The sequence below is a fragment of the Mucilaginibacter sp. NFR10 genome, from assembly GCF_900100445.1.
Classification (GTDB): domain Bacteria; phylum Bacteroidota; class Bacteroidia; order Sphingobacteriales; family Sphingobacteriaceae; genus Mucilaginibacter; species Mucilaginibacter rubeus.
In genome coordinates, this window is the sequence record NZ_FMTV01000006.1 from 416,189 (window position 1) to 434,435 (window position 18,247).

At 43.6% G+C, this 18,247-nt stretch carries 22 protein-coding genes; 13 read left to right on the forward strand and 9 right to left on the reverse strand.

The features are described 5' to 3' along the window. Positions 1-82: 82 nt before the first annotated feature. From BLP33_RS20910 to BLP33_RS20920, 3 genes are all read left to right on the forward strand, one after another. Complete coding sequence (locus BLP33_RS20910) at positions 83-1,171, forward strand: Mrp/NBP35 family ATP-binding protein (RefSeq protein WP_090532765.1); 1,089 nt, start codon at positions 83-85, stop codon at positions 1,169-1,171. A 31-nt stretch (positions 1,172-1,202) separates the two neighbouring features. After that, complete coding sequence (locus BLP33_RS20915; RefSeq protein WP_090532767.1) at positions 1,203-1,481, forward strand: NifU family protein; 279 nt, start codon at positions 1,203-1,205, stop codon at positions 1,479-1,481. 120 nt (positions 1,482-1,601) lie between these two features. Beyond that, positions 1,602-2,234, forward strand: a complete 633-nt coding sequence (locus BLP33_RS20920; RefSeq protein WP_090532768.1) for a hypothetical protein — start codon at positions 1,602-1,604, stop codon at positions 2,232-2,234. A 166-nt stretch (positions 2,235-2,400) separates the two neighbouring features. Here the strand turns inward: BLP33_RS20920 and BLP33_RS20925 are convergent, their stop codons facing one another. From BLP33_RS20925 to modA, 3 genes are read right to left on the reverse strand one after another with little or no spacing between them, the layout of a single operon-like run. After that, on the reverse strand, positions 2,401-3,027 hold the full coding sequence (locus BLP33_RS20925; RefSeq protein ID WP_090532770.1) for an ATP-binding cassette domain-containing protein: 627 nt from the start codon (positions 3,025-3,027) through the stop codon (positions 2,401-2,403). Continuing rightward, positions 3,024-3,695: a molybdate ABC transporter permease subunit gene (gene modB / locus BLP33_RS20930; RefSeq protein ID WP_090532772.1), complete on the reverse strand. Its 672-nt coding sequence runs from the start codon at positions 3,693-3,695 to the stop codon at positions 3,024-3,026. The genes BLP33_RS20925 and modB overlap by 4 nt, the downstream gene beginning before the upstream one ends. A gap of 15 nt (positions 3,696-3,710) precedes the next feature. After that, complete coding sequence (gene modA, locus BLP33_RS20935; protein ID WP_090532774.1) at positions 3,711-4,487, reverse strand: molybdate ABC transporter substrate-binding protein; 777 nt, start codon at positions 4,485-4,487, stop codon at positions 3,711-3,713. Positions 4,488-5,009: 522 nt separating this feature from the next. Between modA and BLP33_RS20940 the strand changes: the two genes are divergently transcribed. Beyond that, positions 5,010-6,911: a 7TM diverse intracellular signaling domain-containing protein gene (locus tag BLP33_RS20940; RefSeq protein WP_217633200.1), complete on the forward strand. Its 1,902-nt coding sequence runs from the start codon at positions 5,010-5,012 to the stop codon at positions 6,909-6,911. Positions 6,912-7,074: 163 nt separating this feature from the next. Continuing rightward, complete coding sequence (locus BLP33_RS20945; RefSeq protein ID WP_090532874.1) at positions 7,075-7,704, forward strand: NAD(P)H-dependent oxidoreductase; 630 nt, start codon at positions 7,075-7,077, stop codon at positions 7,702-7,704. A gap of 116 nt (positions 7,705-7,820) precedes the next feature. Here the strand turns inward: BLP33_RS20945 and BLP33_RS20950 are convergent, their stop codons facing one another. Continuing rightward, positions 7,821-8,831, reverse strand: a complete 1,011-nt coding sequence (locus BLP33_RS20950; protein ID WP_090532776.1) for a LacI family DNA-binding transcriptional regulator — start codon at positions 8,829-8,831, stop codon at positions 7,821-7,823. 208 nt (positions 8,832-9,039) lie between these two features. Between BLP33_RS20950 and BLP33_RS20955 the strand changes: the two genes are divergently transcribed. Together BLP33_RS20955 and BLP33_RS20960 are read left to right on the forward strand one after the other, a co-directional pair. Further along, positions 9,040-9,405, forward strand: coding sequence for a response regulator (locus BLP33_RS20955; RefSeq protein WP_090532778.1), 366 nt, complete (start codon positions 9,040-9,042; stop codon positions 9,403-9,405). A gap of 120 nt (positions 9,406-9,525) precedes the next feature. Further along, positions 9,526-9,756, forward strand: coding sequence for a hypothetical protein (locus BLP33_RS20960; protein WP_090532876.1), 231 nt, complete (start codon positions 9,526-9,528; stop codon positions 9,754-9,756). A gap of 5 nt (positions 9,757-9,761) precedes the next feature. On the opposite strand, the gene BLP33_RS20965 is transcribed toward BLP33_RS20960, so the two are convergent. From BLP33_RS20965 to BLP33_RS20980, 4 genes are all read right to left on the reverse strand, one after another. After that, positions 9,762-10,046: a hypothetical protein gene (locus BLP33_RS20965; protein ID WP_090532780.1), complete on the reverse strand. Its 285-nt coding sequence runs from the start codon at positions 10,044-10,046 to the stop codon at positions 9,762-9,764. Between the two features lie 89 nt (positions 10,047-10,135). Further along, positions 10,136-10,870: a heavy metal translocating P-type ATPase gene (locus BLP33_RS20970; RefSeq protein ID WP_090532782.1), complete on the reverse strand. Its 735-nt coding sequence runs from the start codon at positions 10,868-10,870 to the stop codon at positions 10,136-10,138. A gap of 304 nt (positions 10,871-11,174) precedes the next feature. Further along, positions 11,175-11,735 (reverse strand): AraC family transcriptional regulator, encoded by a 561-nt coding sequence (locus BLP33_RS20975; RefSeq protein ID WP_090532784.1) that lies wholly within the window; start codon positions 11,733-11,735, stop codon positions 11,175-11,177. A 13-nt stretch (positions 11,736-11,748) separates the two neighbouring features. Beyond that, entirely contained in the window at positions 11,749-12,819 is a 1,071-nt protein-coding gene (locus tag BLP33_RS20980; RefSeq protein WP_090532786.1) for a serine hydrolase domain-containing protein, read from the reverse strand. A 216-nt stretch (positions 12,820-13,035) separates the two neighbouring features. Here BLP33_RS20980 and BLP33_RS20985 point away from each other — a divergent pair, with 216 nt between their 5' ends. Both BLP33_RS20985 and BLP33_RS20990 read left to right on the forward strand, forming a co-directional pair. Then, entirely contained in the window at positions 13,036-13,998 is a 963-nt protein-coding gene (locus tag BLP33_RS20985; RefSeq protein WP_090532877.1) for a heme-binding domain-containing protein, read from the forward strand. Between the two features lie 4 nt (positions 13,999-14,002). After that, positions 14,003-14,479 (forward strand): hypothetical protein, encoded by a 477-nt coding sequence (locus BLP33_RS20990; protein WP_090532788.1) that lies wholly within the window; start codon positions 14,003-14,005, stop codon positions 14,477-14,479. 164 nt (positions 14,480-14,643) lie between these two features. Here the strand turns inward: BLP33_RS20990 and BLP33_RS20995 are convergent, their stop codons facing one another. Next, entirely contained in the window at positions 14,644-16,137 is a 1,494-nt protein-coding gene (locus tag BLP33_RS20995; RefSeq protein WP_090532790.1) for a nicotinate-nucleotide adenylyltransferase, read from the reverse strand. A gap of 275 nt (positions 16,138-16,412) precedes the next feature. Here BLP33_RS20995 and BLP33_RS21000 point away from each other — a divergent pair, with 275 nt between their 5' ends. Genes BLP33_RS21000 through BLP33_RS21015 form a run of 4 tightly spaced genes read left to right on the forward strand, consistent with a single transcriptional unit; the run spans position 16,413 to position 18,191 of the window. Next, positions 16,413-16,733 (forward strand): ArsR/SmtB family transcription factor, encoded by a 321-nt coding sequence (locus BLP33_RS21000; protein ID WP_090532792.1) that lies wholly within the window; start codon positions 16,413-16,415, stop codon positions 16,731-16,733. A 1-nt stretch (position 16,734) separates the two neighbouring features. Next, positions 16,735-17,214 (forward strand): SRPBCC family protein, encoded by a 480-nt coding sequence (locus BLP33_RS21005; RefSeq protein ID WP_090532794.1) that lies wholly within the window; start codon positions 16,735-16,737, stop codon positions 17,212-17,214. Then, on the forward strand, positions 17,211-17,600 hold the full coding sequence (locus BLP33_RS21010) for a DoxX family protein (protein WP_217633201.1): 390 nt from the start codon (positions 17,211-17,213) through the stop codon (positions 17,598-17,600). Before BLP33_RS21005 ends, BLP33_RS21010 begins: the two co-directional genes overlap by 4 nt. Next, positions 17,601-18,191: a YdeI/OmpD-associated family protein gene (locus tag BLP33_RS21015; RefSeq protein ID WP_090532797.1), complete on the forward strand. Its 591-nt coding sequence runs from the start codon at positions 17,601-17,603 to the stop codon at positions 18,189-18,191. Positions 18,192-18,247: the final 56 nt, after the last annotated feature.

An 18,247-nucleotide genomic window follows, 5' to 3' on the forward strand; every position in this document is an offset into this window, starting at 1 on the left:
ATCCCCTGCAAACGGTTGTTTTTGCAAATTGTTTCCTGATAAACTTAATCAACCACCTGTTTTCATAAATTTGCCTCATATTATGACAATTACTAAAGAACAAGTTTTACAGGCACTGGGCAACGTTGAAGAGCCGGATCTGAAAAAAGACCTGGTAACGCTTAACATGATCCAGGATATTCATATTGATGGCAACAACGTTAGCTTCTCGGTGATCCTGACTACGCCGGCCTGCCCGCTTAAAGCCATGATTGAGAATGCCTGCCGTAATGCTATCCTGCATTTTGTAAGCAAAGAGGCCGTTATCAATATCAACATGACCTCGCGCGTAACCACTCAAAAAAACACCGGGGTTCCGGGTGTAAAAAATATTATTGCTGTTGCTTCTGGCAAAGGCGGGGTTGGTAAATCAACGGTAGCGGCAAACCTTGCCTTGGGTCTGGCAAAATCGGGCGCAAAGGTGGGGATGATCGATGCCGATATTTACGGTCCTTCGGTACCCATTATGTTTGGACTGGAAGGCGCACGCCCAATGGCCAGCCAGGTTGATGGCAAAACCCGAATTGAGCCGATTGAAAAATACGGCATTAAATTGCTGTCGATAGGTTTCTTTACCGATCCTAATCAACCGGTGCCATGGCGCGGGCCGATGGTATCTACCGCCGTAAAACAACTGTTCAATGATGCCGACTGGGGCGAGCTGGATTACCTGGTGATCGACCTGCCTCCGGGTACCGGCGATATCCACATTACAGTAACGCAAAGCTTCCCGGTAACGGGTGCTGTAATTGTTACCACGCCGCAAAATGTTGCGCTTGCCGATGCGAAGAAAGGTATTGGTATGTTTATGATGCCAGCTATTAATGTGCCTATATTGGGGGTGGTTGAAAACATGTCGTACTTTACACCTGCCGAACTGCCCGAAAACAAGTATTACATATTTGGTAAAGGAGGGGGCCAAAAACTGGCGGCACAGCTTGATGTTCCGTTCCTGGGCGAGATCCCGCTGATTAAAGGCATCAGTGATTCGGGTGATGCCGGCAAGCCGACAGTGCTTGAAGAAGATGGCCCGATGACCGCTGCTTTTGTGAAAATGGCCGAGCGTGTTGCCCAGCAGGTGGCCATATCAAATGCCAAAGCATTGAGTGCAGAAAATATTGTAAATAATTAATAACTTTACATAACGTTATAAATTAATAAAAATGAGTTTATTAAATCAGGTTGAAGCAGCTTTAGATACTATCCGTCCGTATTTGGAGGCTGATGGGGGGAATGTTTCTGTTGAGGAGATAACTCCTGAAAATGTCGTTAAATTAAAGCTGTTGGGTTCATGCGGATCATGCCCAATGAGTATCATGACCCTTAAAGCAGGTATTGAACAGGCTATTAAAAAAGCTGTGCCCGAAATTACCGCCATTGAGGCCATAAACCTAACGGACATTGATGACCCCAATGCCGTGCTTCCCGAAAATTTAAGGTAGTTGTTAAGATTTGTTAAATCCCCGGTTCAATTGGGGGATATGACTTATTTTTGATGAAGTTTAAAAACTATTTTGGCGCTCGCAGCGTAATATATGTTGAGCTAAGTAGTTAATGGTTTTATGAAATATTTATTTGGTTTACTGCTGTTATTTGTTTCAATGGGCGCTTTTGCACAAAGCAAAGACCGCCCCGTTGTGCAGTTTACCGGTATTACACATAATGCCGACAGCGTAAAGATCACGATCCCTTATGTAACCATTACCAATACTTCGGCACATAACGTTATCAACGTATCAAATTATAAGGGATACTTTTCATTTGTAGTACATGAGCGCGATACCCTCCGCTTCACCTGCGTTGGTTATGCCCCGGTTACTGTAGTTATCCCATCCAATCTGCCAAACGAAAGTTATACTACCCAGGTATCCCTGAAAGCGCAGATCATCAACCTGCCTACATTTCACGTGTTTCCATGGGCCACTACCGATGAGTTTAAAAAAGATTTCCTGGCTATAAAGCTTGCTGATGACGATTTGGAGATTGCCCGCAAAAATATCAGCAAGGCAACCCTATCGGCCCTGTACAATACTTTGCCCCGCGATGCCCAGGAAATACAATCGGCCAATGCGCAGGCTATGCACACCAGCATCCTGAATTCGCACTCGCTTACACCCAATCCACTATTAAATCCGCTGGCATGGGGTAGCCTCATCAAGTCGATATCTGATGGGGATAAGAGTAGTAGTAAATAATCATTAAGATTTTGGTTGTTAATCCTACAACTTGCGCTTATCTGTGATGAGTGCTTAAAATGGGCTTACGTTTGTAAAGTAAGCGCCGGAAATGGCGTTGCAAACGCCAAACCACATTAAGTACTCGTTAAAAACGAGCGCAAGTCGAAAAATATTTATAAGAGATTTAAACCTCATCATCAAAATCCATCACTTCCCCTTCAAAATCTTCCAGCTCCTGCAAATTATGACTTACTACAATAGTAGTAATCCCTAATTGCTTAAGTAAAAGCTTAAGTTCAGCAATCAGCAAAGTTTTCATCTTGCTATCCAGTGCCGAAAACGGTTCATCCATTAAAAGCAGCTTTGGTTTGGTAGCCAATGCCCTCAAAATCGCCAGCCGCTGTTGTTGCCCGCCGGATAAGTGATCGGGCTTGTGGGTGGTAAAGTTATCCAGTTGTCCCAATTGCAGCAGGCGCTTTATCCAGCCGGTATCATTGCTGGCATACTCCAGGTGTTGCTGCACCGTCATGTTTGGGAACAGGGCGTAGTTTTGAAATACGAAGCCGATATGCCTTTTTTGCGGCGATAAGTTGATCGGTTGGTCATCATCAAACCAGGTAATTCCGTCCGCTATGATCTTCCCTTTTCGGGGCGATGACAGACCGGCTATCATTTTAAGCAATGTAGTTTTTCCGGACCCCGAAGGCCCCCAAATTTTGGTAATGCTCCCGGAAACAAACTGCCGTTTTATCTTCAGCAATTGCCCGCCATGATAGGCTTTCAGTTTTATTTCAATATCTACGCTGATCATGCTAAAGGACCTTTCGCCTGGTATTTATTGAATATAAAAACAGCTATCACCAAAACGAACGTAATGGAGAATAAAATCAACGAATAATTATTGGCCGAGGCATAGTCCATCTTCTCTACCGAATCGTACACCGCAATAGAAGCTACACGGGTAACACCGGGGATATTGCCGCCAATCATCAGCACAACACCAAACTCGCCCAGCGTATGGGCAAAGGTTAAAACCGCGGCGGTTACTAATGATGGTTTGATATTGGGCAGCAGCACATACCTGAACGTTTGCCATTCGGTTTTACCCAATGTGTATGACGCTTCGGCTAATGAAACCGGCAATTGCTGCAGAGCAGATTTTACCGGCCCCACCATAAAAGGCATACTGTAAATTACCGAAGCCAGGACCAAGCCCGGAAAGGAAAAAACCAGTTGTACATCAAAAGTATCGTGCAGCCATTTCCCTAAACCATGCTGCGGACTAAAAGCCAGCAGTAGATAAAAGCCCAGTACCGATGGCGGCAACACCAAAGGCATAGTAATAATTGCCTCGAAAATGATCTTGATAAACGATCTTCCCCTTGAAAGCCACCAGGCAAATGGCAACCCGATAAGCAGTAGCAAAAGCGTGGTGATGCCTGCTAATTTTAATGTGAGCCATATGGGCGATAGGTCCATCGATAAAAATACAAATTATTGCACCCTATAACCATACGCTTTAAAAATACTTTTAGCCGCCGGGCTTAAAATGTACCGGTAAAATTTTCCGGCCGCAGGATTAGTCGCTCCGTGTTTCAGGATCACGATGCCCTGCAGTATGGGGTCGTAAGTTTTGGGATCGACGACCGTATAAAACAGCGGTGTTTTATCTCCCAGTTCCTTTACCAGCGATTGTGTAGTGAAACCGATATCGGCCACGCCTGTGGTAATGTAAGTATTTACCTGAGATATGCTTTCTCCATAAACGGCCTTCGATTTAGCATCATCCAAAATCCCCTTATCCCTGAGCGATTGCTCGGCGGCTTTACCATAAGGCGCTATAGCCGGATTTGCTATGGCGATTTTTTTTATCCTTGCCGAAAGCAGCAGGCGTTCCCAGTTTTCAAAACCAATGTTTTGCGTACTGCAAATGATCAGGCTGCCCGAGGCATACACTACCGGTTTTTCCTTTGCAAAACCATTTTTAAAAAGCGTTTCGGGAAAGGTCATATCTGCCGATAAAAACACATCAAACGGAGCTCCATTACTGATCTGAGCTACCAGCTTACCCGATGAGCCTATAACAACATCAATAGTAATTCCTGTTTTTTGCTTAAAATCTTTTTGTAAAACCTCCATTACCGGCTGCAGGTTAGCAGCAGCCGCCACCCGGATATTTTGGGCGTTTACGGTTAAGCTTGCTGTAAATAGCAGGGCGAATAAAAAAAGAATGCTCTTTTTTAGCCCGGTATTGTAATGTTCGCTTTGCATCGGTTTTTATAGTTTTTAGCTTGCAGGCAACAGTTTTCGTTTTGGTAATGAAGCACATCGTGATTTTTGAAAAGCGATGTTTTGATGCCTAACACTACAAATATACGCTTGTTATAACCAATAGCGGTTCATATATTAGTCATGTTAAGTTATCTGATAAATCAAATTTTAACAATGATAAAACGGTCGGGCGCCGCGTGCGCCGGCTTTAAAAATACGCCTGATGAGAAATGCCAGCGTTGTTTTTTAGGCGTAGCCTTTTAATATGAAATAGATGGAAAAACCGCTTCGGACACTTTAGTAAATGGGCCTGTGACTATTTATATATAGTAATTCCCGGATATTAACAACAAATGGCTAAAAATTAACATTTTAAATCACTGTTTAATGTACTTTTAATAGGAATAGAAAAATAAAAATATTATAATTGTATCCGGCCTGACGCTAACCAAACAACCATTTTTTTCGCGCCTGTAGTGAAACCACCATTACAGGTGCGGAATACATCCATTTCCCAAGCCTATGTTTAAACTTTTACTGAGATTTTTTATCGGTATTATAATGTTTTGCTTATGCTTTTCAACAGGCATAGCTCAAACCACGGTTCAAATAAACGACAAAGTAAACCAGCACATTTTTGAATATAAGCAGATAGTATATTTTGAGGATACAACCGGAAAACTCAGCCTCGATGATATTCGCGACGCTTACTTAGCAGGCAAATTCGCAGTTAACCTGGAACCTACCCCGGTTACCCATCACAACAATTCGGCTTACTGGTACCGCATAAAAATTGGCAAGGCCAATGCCAGCAGCAACAACTGGATCCTGGAGTTTTTTGATCAAACTATCGACAGTATTACGGTTTATTCGCCCGTTAAAAATACTTACCGGGCAACGTCGCTTGGCAGTAGCCGCCCTTTTGCCGCGCGCTTTTACAAACACAAAAACTTTAGCTTTAATATCAACAGCAGCCAGGGGCCCGATGATGTTTATTATATCCGCATCCGTTCGGGGCATTCGGTTAACGTGATCATGGTGTTGCGCACCGTAAGCCGCTTTATTGGCTACGCGCTCGATGAATATTTTTTCTTTGGTGTTTTTTACGGCATGATCCTGGTTTTTGGCCTGTACAATTTCATGATGTTCATAGCCATGCGCCAGGTGCAATACCTGTATTACATCATATATAACTTAAGTATTGGCCTTTATGAAATGTGTGCCGATGGCATAGCTTACCAGTACATCTGGCCAAACTATCCCGGCTGGAACAATTATGCGTATGGTATCGCCCTGTTCTCGGCCAGTATTTTTGCCATCCTTTTTGCTCAAAGCCTGCTCAATTTAAAAGTTAATGCCCCGCGTTTAAATAAAGTGATCAAGTGGGTGATCATTTTCAGGTGCATTTATTTCCTGGCTTGCATTACCATTAATTTGGCCTGGTTTAACTACAAGATCATCGAGTTTTTGCCGCTGTGCATTTCTTTTTATGCGGGTTGTTATGTGCTGGTAAAAGGGTATAAACCCGCGCGGTTCTTTGTTATTGGGTACACTTTTTTACTTACCGGCTTTGTTATTAAAAGCTGTATAGCACTAAATGTCTGGTGGCTGCCTGTTACCGAGTTTGATTACTACAGCCTTAGTATTTGTTTTATTATGGAGATGCTGTTCATCTCTTTTGCTATAGGGGATAAAGTGCGGATCCTTAAAAAAGAAAAGGACGTTGCCCAGCAGGATATTATAGCCCAGATGAAGCAAAACGAAGAGCTGAAAGATACCCTGAACCGCAGCCTTGAAGCCCAGGTGCAGGAACGCACCCGCGAGCTGGTTGAAAAGTCATCAATGATAGCGGAACAAAATGAGGAGCTAAAATCAGTTAATGAGCTGCTGCAGCAACAGGCCGAAGAGATCTCGCGCATGAATGTACTCCTCGAAAAAGACAACATTATCCTGCATAATGATATTGAAAAAGTAACACACGATAGGGTAATGCTCACCGAAGTTGACTTTGAAGAGTTTAGCCGCATTTATCCCGACAGGGAAACCTGCTTCAAATTCCTGTCTGATCTGAAATGGGAGCATAGTTATGCCTGCCGCAAATGCAGCAATACACATTACGGCAGCGGGCACCTCCCTTACAGCCGCCGGTGTTCAAAATGTGGTTATGAGGAGTCGGTAATAGCTTATACCATACTGCAAAATACCCGGATCCCTATCAATAAAGCTTTTTATATGATCTTCCTGATGTATTCAACCAAGGGTAAGATCTCATCACATAAACTTTCCGAAATTCTTTCTATCCGTCAAAGCACTTGCTGGGCTTACAGCTCGCGCATAAAAAAAGTAATGGAGCAGCGTAAAAAAGAGATCAAAAACGCGGGAAATAAAGGGTGGAGTAAATTAGTGATCGACACGAATGCTTAACAGCAGGATAAAGTCAGGCGAAATCACCCAAAGTTATATGTAAGGAAGCTACAGGCATGACATCTATTTCCACTTGATTGGGGGAGTAATGATCTATTTACAATTGTGTGGCTAAACATATATGTTTAAACATCTATATTTGTTTCAACATTTTAAAATAATCATGTCATTAGTAGAAAAATTACAATGGAGATCGGCCGTTAAGAAATTCGATCCCAACAAAAAAATAAGCGCAGAACAGTTAGAGGCTTTAAAAACAGCCATTCAGTTAGCACCATCATCATTAGGCCTGCAATCATATAAGGTGATTGTTGTGCAGGATGCAGAAACAAGAAAGAAATTACGTGCCGTTGGGTACGACCAACCGCAGATTACCGATTCATCGGCTCTGTTTGTATTTGCTTCATTAACTAACCTTGATGAGGATTTTGGCAAAAAATTCATTGACCTTGTTGCTTCAACCCGCAGCATTGCCCGTGAAAGCCTTGCCGGTTATGAGCAAATGGTATTAGGCACCCTGGCCAGCCGTACCGATGAGCAAAAAGTTGAATGGTCACACAAACAGGCTTATATTGCTTTAGGGGTTTTATTGGCTGAAGCGGCAGAAATTGGGGTAGACGCGGGTCCAATGGAAGGTTTTGACGCTGCGAAATTCGACGAGATCCTGGGCTTGAAAGAAAAAGGCTTAACTACCTCGGTAATTGCCGCAGTAGGTTTCCGTGCCGAAGACGACGCTTACAGCAAAATGCTAAAAGTACGCAGGCCGCAAAGCGAGCTTTTTATTGAAGCGTAAGGTTTTATTGGCTCATAGATGATGGTTCATAGTTCATAGCAGCATGCAAGAAACAAGGGAATAGACTTTATTTCTATGGCTTTGTTTCTTGCATGCTATAAACCATCAACCATGATCTATGAACCCGACGACGACTTCCTGATGAACAGCTTTGATTTCAACACATGTTGCTTTTTAGGAGCCGAGCCGTTGTTTTCGAGCACATCGAATAATAAAGTTGCTGCCTTTACGCCCATTTCGTAAGCGGGTTGCGTTATGGTTGAAAGAGGGGGAGAAAGGAGCGGGGCTACCCTGAGGCTTGAAAAGCTAATCACTTTCAGATCGTTAGGTATCGAAATGCCAAGGTCATTACAAACGTAGTAGGTAGCAAAGGCCAAACGTTCAACCGAACTGAAAATACCATCAGGCTTGATTACCTGTAAGGCCTTTTTCAAAATCTTATAATTTTCCTTTTCATCGTTACTGCAATCAATAACCAGGGTATCATCAAACACGATCTTGTGCTTAGCCAGCGCATCCATATAACCCTGCATCCGCACTTTACCTATCGAAATACTTTTGTTAACCACCAGGTAAGCTATCTTTTTGCACCCGGTTTTAATAAGGTGTTCAGTTGCTGCAAAACTGGCGTCATAGTCGTTAGTAGTTACTTTGGCGGCCTCAATATCCTCATAAACGCGGTCGAAAAAAACAACAGGCACATGTTTTTTTTCCAGCTGGCGCAGATAGTTGTGGTCGCTGGCTTCGCCGGATACCGACATGATAATGCCATCGGCTTTGCCATTGTTAAGATAATTTACAAACGATACTTCCTTTTCAAAAACGTCGTCGGTGCGGTAAAGCAAAATGTAGAACCCTTTTTTACGGGCAACCTCTTCAATGCCGTTGATTGCCTGCGAAAAAAAGTCGTTAGCTATTTCGGGAACGATAACAGCCAGGGTTTTGGTCTTTTTATCGCGGAGGTTACTGGCATAATGGTTGGGCAAATAGTTATGTTGTTTGGCGTATGCTAAAATCCGCTCTTTGGTGTCTTTATTAATATCAGTATTTCCATTAAAGGCCCTCGAGATGGTTGATGTGGAGATATTGAGTTCCTTTGCCAGTTTTTTGATATTGATATTGTCCATTTTCGCTCGCTAAATCTATTTCCTATAGGCCAAATGTAATAAAACAGATCAATTGTGTTTAAACATTAAGGCCATAATTGTCAAAATATCATTACAAAAGATAGCTCTATCGGGAATAGCTCCCTGCCTGGACGACAAGAGGTTAACTGTAAGTTAATCAGTGGCATGCGGTTTGCATGACATAAGTACAAAAAGCAGGACCTGGTTTATGGCAAAACGAATTTTGATAGTTGATGATAGCGAGCTGATGATAGAGGTAATGACCTACATCCTGCTTGGTAAAGGTTACGAAGTAGCCTCGTCAACCCATGCCCATGAACTTTTCAGGACGATAAAAGCAAGCCACCCCGACCTGGTGATCCTGGATATTGTTAATAAAAGCATGGACGGCCGTGAGCTATGCCGGCTCATTAAATTGAACCGGGCCACTAAAAATCTTCGTGTAATTGTTTGTTCAGAAAATGAGGAAACCGAAGCACATGAACCGCAAAAAGGAGCGCCGGATGATGTTTTGCACAAGCCGTTTGGCATGAACAGCCTGATCCATAAGGTTCAGTTGCAGCTGGCGGCCTGATTAAATGTGCAAAATAATGATCTGTAAATTAACCTGTTAATGTAGAAATTTGTTATTGCCCGCCGCCTGTTGTTGCTTTTGTAACATGGGATACGTATGTTTACCGTAGAGAAGATAAAGATGGGATTGCCACTAAGAATAACTTTTAACGATACCGACCACGTGTATCAAATTAATACCTCGCCAATTACCCCAACCACCAGCGAACTTGAGATCCTGTTAAATGGCGAGAAAATAATCCTTCAAAAAGACGCCCGCCGTGTATGGGTACAAAAAGGTGAAGGCCCGGTAATTGACCCCGAATTTGCGCAGGCTTTGGGACGCTCGGTTGCTTTGCGGTTTAGGATGTAAGCAGGTTAATTAACGGCTGTCGCCGTTAATATCAAAAAACTCTCTCCCTTTAATTTTTTGAGCGAGAATAATATTGGGGTTTGGTTTTCTATTTCCAGGATCAATCCAGTAAAAAACTCGCCGGAACCTTTATCGCCAATTTCTACGCTTTTTATTTTGATGACCTCATCATTAAAGCAAACGAAGTCTCCGGCTGCAATTGTTCCCCGGATAATCTGGCCGGCGATAACTAATCCGCGACCAGTAATATTAAACCAATCCTGTAGAAGGAATTGTGCGGTGTTTTGCATGAGATTAAAGTAGGAAAAAAATGTCATTTCAACGAACAGGAAGAGGAAATCCGCTTCGGCTCTCTTTGAAATGACATTTGCCGGCTGCCTTACATCATTCCCAGCATCACAATTCCCATCAAAATCATCAGTCCATCTTCAATAATGGTTACTGTGCTCATGGGCAAATTAAACACCGCGCCGAGGCATGCACAACGGATCTGCCTTTTGCTGAAAACACTTTGCAGCACACCAATCAGGCTTATACTCATTACCGTAACCATAATGGCGTTAACCGTTACCGGTGCAATATTAAGCGCAAAGGCAAGGCCTAAACCCAGTTCAACAAAAACATAAACGTAACCCCATCCACGCCAGCGTTTGGCCACCACATCATACATGGCATAGCTATCGGCAAAGCCCGCAAGATCCAGCAGTTTAAAAAAGGAGAATACCAGGAAAAAGCCGCTCATGAAAACGCGCATGGCCGTAGTGATGTTAAATCCGCCTGTATAGCGTCCGGCAATTATTGCTGCTGCTAAAATATAACCAAAAATGAGCAGGATCGGCTTGTAGGTTTGCAGCCAGGTGCGGTTTTCAGCAGCATCTGTCGTGCTCATATGGTGATGATGTACCTCTTCTTCGCTAAGCTGGTATTTAGGATAAGCGGCAAGTGCCTGTTTAAGGTCGGCAGTCGGCACGTGCTTTTTCATCGTGATGTCGGCAGTACCTTCGGCTAAAGAGATCTCAACTTTTTCAATGTTGGGAACCTGCTGTAACAGGCCCTGCACTTTAGCCAGGCAGCCGGTGCAGGTCATGCCGGTGATATTATAGGTATGTGTCATGATAATTTGTATTTGCTGATACAAAATTACCATGGGCCTGCAGGGAAGCATTACGGTATTATGGGTATGATTTATAAGATTTACAGGTCGACACGAGTGCTACCCATGACAACAAAAAAAATGGGTGTCATACTGAGCCCGTCGAAGTATGGCGGGCAGGCCTCTGCGCACGAGTCTTCGACGGGCTCAGACTGACAGGTGCTCTTTGTCATCTAACCTTCAAAGGCCCCGGATTTAAATCACTCAGCAAGCCGGCCACAATTTGATCGGGTTACACGAACCATTGCAGAATAAAATTTGTGCTTTATATATCTTCCAGATTTGTGCGTTTGCTGCCCTGAAGGGCTTTAAAGGCAGATGGCGTCATCCCGGTTATCTGTTTAAACTGGCTGGATAGGTAGGCAACGCTGCTATAGCTTAATTGAAACGCGATTTCGGAAAGACTAAGTTCATTATAAACAAGGAGTTCCTTCACTTTTTCAATTCGCTGGGCTATGTAGTATTTTTCGATGGTTGAGCCTTCTACAGCCGAAAAAAGGTTGCTCAGGTACCCATAATCATAATTAAGTTTTGAAGTAAGCAGCGCCGAAAGCTTCAAGGGCGATTGTGTTTCGGCGTAGTGCACATGCTCAATGATGAGGGTTTTGATCTGTTCAATAATACGGCTTTTTTGATCGTCAATGAGTTCAAACCCAAGGGCATTTAACGATGTCTCCAATCGTTTAAGCTGAGCCGGGGTAGGGGCTTCTTTAATCTCCACCTCACCAAGATCAACGGAAACAGGCTGCAGCCCGGCTTTTTCCAGCTCGGTTTTCACCATCATTTTGCAGCGGCTGCAAACCATGTTTTTTATGTACAGCTTCATGGCTGCAAAACTACTATTTTACTGCTTCATCCACCAGTTGTTTCAGTTCGCGATAACGCTGTTGCCTGCCATCGCTTTTAATATAAAAAGTCATCATAAAGGCGGCGTACTTTTTATCCTTGTCTATCCACGGAAAGCTCCCAAACAACCCCGGGCTGCTTACGGTATGGGCATCAAACACCCACTCGCCATAACCGTAACCTAAACCTCCAGCCTCGGCAGGTGAATAGGCGATCTTAACGTCAGCGGTGATCCTGTTTTCCTGCATCTGGGCTATACTATTTTCGCTCAGGATACGCTTCCCGTTAAAAATGCCCCGGTTCATGATCATGGTCAAAAAGTTCAGGTAATCCTCGGAAGTACTGTACGCCCCGCCCGCGGGCAGGGCTACTTTGGCATTTCCAAAATCAGTATGCTGCATATTAAGCGGCCTGGCAATACGTTCGGCAAATAAGGTTTCAAAGTTTTTGCCGCTGATTTTTTCGATGATAGCCCCGGCAATTTGCAAGCCGGCATTGCTGTAGTGAAAAACCTTGCCGGGTGTACCTTCCATCGGTAAGGCTGCTATATCGGCTATTGCATCATCCATCGAGTTGTCCTGGCGCATATCTTCTAAACTTTCTTTTAATGGCGGCGTCTTGATCCCGGTTTGGTGCGACAGGCATTGACCAATGGTGATGCCCCCCTTGCCGTGTTGCGATAGTACAGGCAAGTATTTGCCAACTGTATCGGTCAATTTTAGCTTTCCCTCATCAACAAAGGTCATCACCAAAGCGGCACTAAGCCATTTGCTGCAGCTGGCAATAGCCACCTTTGAGGTGGACGTATAGTCATCCAGATCAGCCTTTTTGCCTTGTTTGCGGGCTATCATGCGGCCAACAAATTTTTGCCTCATGTTCATATCATTAACTGCGCGGTTATAAACTACCTTGCCATCTTTATAAACAATAAGCACCACCCGGCCACCCATTTCGGATGCGTGGTCATTTAGCCAGTTATCAACTTTGGTAAAATTGTATTGAGCACTGGCTTTAATAACGCTAAAGGAAATAAGCATTAGTAGTAAGATAGATCTTGCTTTCATTTTTGAGGGTGATTGATGCGTTCGTTTGACTGCTACGCTAATTTAAAGTTTATTCATACATGCTGATTATATTGATGGCGACACGCGCAAAAGCAGCGTGTTTTGTAGTCTCAACTTCCTTTTTTCCTTATTCAACGATTATTTGCACCCGCCTAACTAATTGTTACATTTATTATAAAGGATTGTAGTTTTCTTTGCATTGCAAACCGAATGGCTATGAAAACCAACAGAAAACCCTTGTATCAACGAAAAGCGTTCCTTATCATCCTGATTTTATTTGCAGGCTTTTTGTGCATCCAGTTTGTGCACCCGGATGTTCCTAACCCGCCGGTAACGGGCGACCTGGAAGCTCCGGCAGATGTTAAGGCTATCATTCAACGTGCCTGTTATGATTGCCATTCAAACAACACCAATTTACGCTGGTACGATAAAATAGTCCCCATTTACTGGGGAGTAGCATCCCATATCAAACAGGGCAGGGCCGACCTTAATTTTTCCGAATGGAATAAGCTTGCGCCGGCCGATCAGAAAGGCAAACTCTGGGAGTCGGTAAATCAAATAATAGCCGGAGCAATGCCTTTGCCAGCTTACACGGCAGTTCATACCAATGCTAAAGTATCGCCTGCAGACCTTGCCGTATTAAAAAACTACCTTGCAGGGATGGTGCACAACAAACCTGCTGATACTGCTGCTATAAATGCGGCTGATAAGCAATACCAACATTGGCAAAAAAACGAAACTGCCATCACCAAATTGCCGACAGCGGCCAACGGCATCTCTTACATCCCCGATTATAAAAACTGGCAGCCTATCAGTACTACTGAACGATTTGATAATAACACCCTTCGCGTAATCTTCGGTAATGATATTGCCGTGAAAGCGATCAAAGAAAACAAGATCCACCCCTGGCCAAACGGCGCCATATTTGCTAAAGTGGCCTGGGCGCAACTACAGGACAAGGACGGGACCACCCATACCGGCGAGTTTAAGCAGGTGGAGTACATGATAAAAGACGATAAAAAATATGCGTCTACCTATGGCTGGGGCTGGGCGAGGTTTAAGACCCCGAAGATGGTGCCGTACGGCGGTTCAAATGTCATGTTTACCACAGAATGTATGAATTGCCACAAGCCGATGGCTGCCGAAGATTTTGTATTTACCCAACCAATTAAACACTAACCCCATGAAAGCATTATATAGTTTATTTGCTGTATGCAGCTTAATGTTTGCGGCCTGCTCCGATAACAAACCGGTTGAATTATACAATACCAAAGCCGCGCTGCCATCATCCCCGAAATATAACCTCGATGGTTTGAAGGTAATTACCTCATTTGTTAATAAGACCAAAGGTACAGCCTCAACACTTTACGGGAATGACCTGGCTTTGAAATCGGCAATTGATGGAAACAAAACAGTTGGCGCTAATGAAGTATTTACATTAGTAACCTGGAAGCAACAGGATGACGATCATTGGTTTGGCGCGAAGATCCCTTCGGATGTTGAATCGGTTGAGGTAATCAAAACAATCGCTTCCGGAAATGGCACGATCATAAATTATCAACAACTCAATGGGAAATCCCTCGACTTAAAAACGGATACATCAGGCGAGGCCGAAAGGATTAAATATATTCTTGGGCAAAAGCCTTCTGTTTTGCCGTAGCAATAGAATGAGCTTTTTATGGTTTTGGGGCCGTGCGATTCCCCTCTTGAGAGGGGTGGAGGGGTGTGTTTCTGTTTTGATAAGTCTATCGCAAAGACACACCCCTGCTACCGCTCATCCCCTCGGCGCCCCATCTCAAGAGGGGATTTAAAAAGCTTTACGCTTTAAGCTATATCAATTTCAGTCCGATCACCATCTTGTGGAGGGGCCTCAAGTGTTTTTACCGGTTCTAACCCGGAGGCATATCCAAACAGGCGACGCTCTTTGATTATCGTAGCCACCTCGGGTGGCACAAACTCTTCCCAGCCATCGGCGCCCAGTTTTATCAGCTCAAGCACATTGTCGGTTTCAACGTTAAGGTTATTTTCGTTATAATGCCTGATGTCTTCTATCTTATTGTTGGCTATCAGGTAGCGGTACAAGTCAATCAGGTGTGGCGGCAGGTAAAAACGCAGGCAATTCCAGATCACACCATCGCGAAGGGTAGGGTATATAAACAATTTTACCTTACGACTGAACAACGTAGCGAACGATTCCAAAATGCCGCCCGGCAAATCTTTATAATGTTCTTCCGAGAAAATATACTCCAGGTTAGGGAAACCAAGTACCACGCCCATTTTAAGTTTGGTGATCTTTGAAAGATAGGCCACCAGTTTATAATACTCGTGAAAATTAGAGATCATCACCGTTTGGCCTAACGAACCGAGGATATCTACGCGGTCAAGAAAGTCCTTCTCGTCTATATCGGCATTGATATCGGCGTTACGTTCTTTCAGGGCCTGGAGGGTAAGCTCGGTAACAACAACAACGTTTTCCTTATCAACATCCGATTCCTGTAAAAACTGTTTAACACCGGTGTTCAGCATATCCATATGCACGTTGATAACCGGGCGGAAACGGCCGCGCACCATTACGATGTGCTTTTTGTATAAAACTTCGGATGGTTGCAGGTTTTTACCGTCGGGCCCAAACAGTGCCGCATCCGAAAAGCCGTATTTTACCAGGTGAAGGCTCATGAGCCGGTTATCAACTTTGGTAAAGTTTGGGCCTTCAAAGCGGATCATGTCTATCTGGATCCTGTCGCGCGAGAGGTTATCCATCAGCGAAAGCAGGAATACCGGTGGAATCTCATTATAATAAAAGCAGGCATACATCAGGTTTACACCCAATATCCCTACAGCCTGCTGCTGCAGGTTATTGTCATTATCCAGCAGCTTAACGTGGATCACCACATCATTGTACTGCCCGTTCGGCTCCAGCTGAAAGCGTACGCCCATCCAACCGTGGCCTTCATTTGTTTTATTGTAATTGAGGGCCGATATGGTATCCGCGAAAGCAAAAAAAGTTGAAGTATCGCCACGCTGCGTACCAAGGCGTTCAATGAGCAGCCCATATTCATGACCAAGCATGGCCATCAGCCGCGGTTCGCTTACATAACGGCGGGTTTGTTGTACCCCATAAATAGCATCTGAAAAAAGCATGTCATAGGCCGACATGGTTTTGGCTATGGTGCCGGATGATGCCCCGGCTTTAAAAAAGTTTGCTGCTACGTCCTGTCCTGCACCTATTTCGGCAAATGAGCCATAAATTTCGGGGTTAAGATTAATGGCCAGCGCTTTTTGTTTGGTCCCAATATCTTTATTGTGAATGGCATTCATACCCATTAAATTATTATAGTTTACTGCTACCAGTAGTATAACCTTGCTAAGAAGGTCTAAAATTACACTTTTTTAAGCGAAGGCGTGTTAAGAATGTATTACAAAATAAGCAATGGGCTCGTTTTATTACGTTCAGAAAATAAATTAATGTGCTTTTGACAGATATTCGGGCTTGATATTCAGGGCCATCAGATAAAGGTTCCAGAAAAAAAATAAACAAAAACACTTGCGTAGTTAAATGGCTACATTTATATTTGTAGTCAAATAGCTACACGATGAATTTAAGACGAGATGTATTTCAAGCCATAGCCGACCCAACCCGAAGGGCCATTCTTTTACTGGTTGCCACACAAGCGATGACCGCTGGTGTAATTGCATCAAACTTTGACACCGCCCGGCCTACCGTTTCCAAACACTTGCAAATACTTACCGAGTGCGAATTGCTTAAACAGGAGCAAAACGGCAGGGAGATCTATTATCATATTAATGCAGAAAAAATGAAAGATGTGGCCGACTTCATTGAACCGTTCCGCGCAATGTGGGAAGACAGGTTCAACAAATTAGAAACTATTATGAAAAATTATAAAGGCAAATAACATGGAACAAAAAACAAAAATAGATGCTGAAAACGGCAAACAGGATTTAACCATTACAAGAGTGTTTGACTTACCGGTGGAACTGCTTTTTAAAGCCTATATGGAGCCCGAAATTGTTGAGCAATGGATGGGAACAAAAGTGCTGAAGCTTGAAAATAAAAAGCACGGCAGCTGGCAATTTGAAACAAAAGACCCGCATGGTAACGTTGTTTTTAAAGCCAACGGAACAATTCATGAGTTTATCCCCGGGCAAAAGATCACCCGTACGTTTGAAATGGATAACGCGCCGTTTGATGTGCAACTCGAGTTCCTGGAGTTTGAAAAACTTACCGACGATACCAGCAGGCTCAATATGCATGTGGTTTACCGGACGCCCGAACTGAGGGACCGGATGCTGAAGTTGCCTTTTGCGTATGGCATAAACATGGCACACAACAGGTTACAGGAAGTATTAAACAAATTGATTAATACAGCATCATGAAACGGAATAAAATTATCTATTGGATTGCTACTATCTGGCTTGCTTTAGGGATGATATCAACAGGAACGGTACAACTATTAAAAGCGAAGGCCGGGGCAGGAGGGGCCGACAGCTTGGCGCATTTAGGCTATCCGGGTTATGTTTTAACTATATTGGGCATTTGGAAAGTTTTGGGCGTTATAGCAGTATTGATTCCTAAATTTCCGGTGGTAAAGGAATGGGCGTACGCGGGTTTTTTCTTTGCTATGTCGGGCGCAATTTTTTCGCATATTGCAGCTGGGAATGCTGTAGCTGAGATATTTCCCGCGCTGCTATTACTGGTACTTACTGTAATATCATGGTATTTCAGACCCGCCGAAAGAAAAGTAATTTCGGGAAACCAATAAATGAACGATATGAACCCCAAAGTTGATTTTTATTTTAATAAAGCCGGGAAGTGGCAGGAAGAAGTAGAGCAATTGAGATCAATTGTTCTTGATTGCGGATTGACCGAAGAATTAAAATGGGGCTGTCCCTGTTATACCTTTCGGGAAAGCAACATTGTTTTGATCCATGTATTTAAAGAATATTGCGCGCTTTTATTTTTCAAGGGAGCTTTATTAAGTGATACCCATAACATCCTTATTCAGCAAACCGAAAACGTACAAGCTGCGCGACAGATCAGGTTTACCAATGCCGAGGAAATAGCCGGGCAAAAAAGTATCCTGAAAGCCTATATTTATGAAGCCATTGAGGTGGAAAAGGCAGGACTAAAAGTAAATTTAAAGCAGACGGAAGATTTTGCCGTCGCTCACGAGTTTCAACAAAAATTAAATACCATACCCGCCCTTAAAACCGCATTTGAAGCATTAACACCCGGACGGCAAAAAGCGTATCTCCTTCATTTTTCCCAACCCAAACAAGCCTCAACCCGCGAGGCGAGAGTTGAAAAATGGATGCCGCAAATCCTTAACGGTAAAGGGTTGAATGATTTGTAGTACAGGCCGTTTTGAAGAAAAAAAGCGGAGGCCTGGCGATTCCCCTCTTGAGGGGG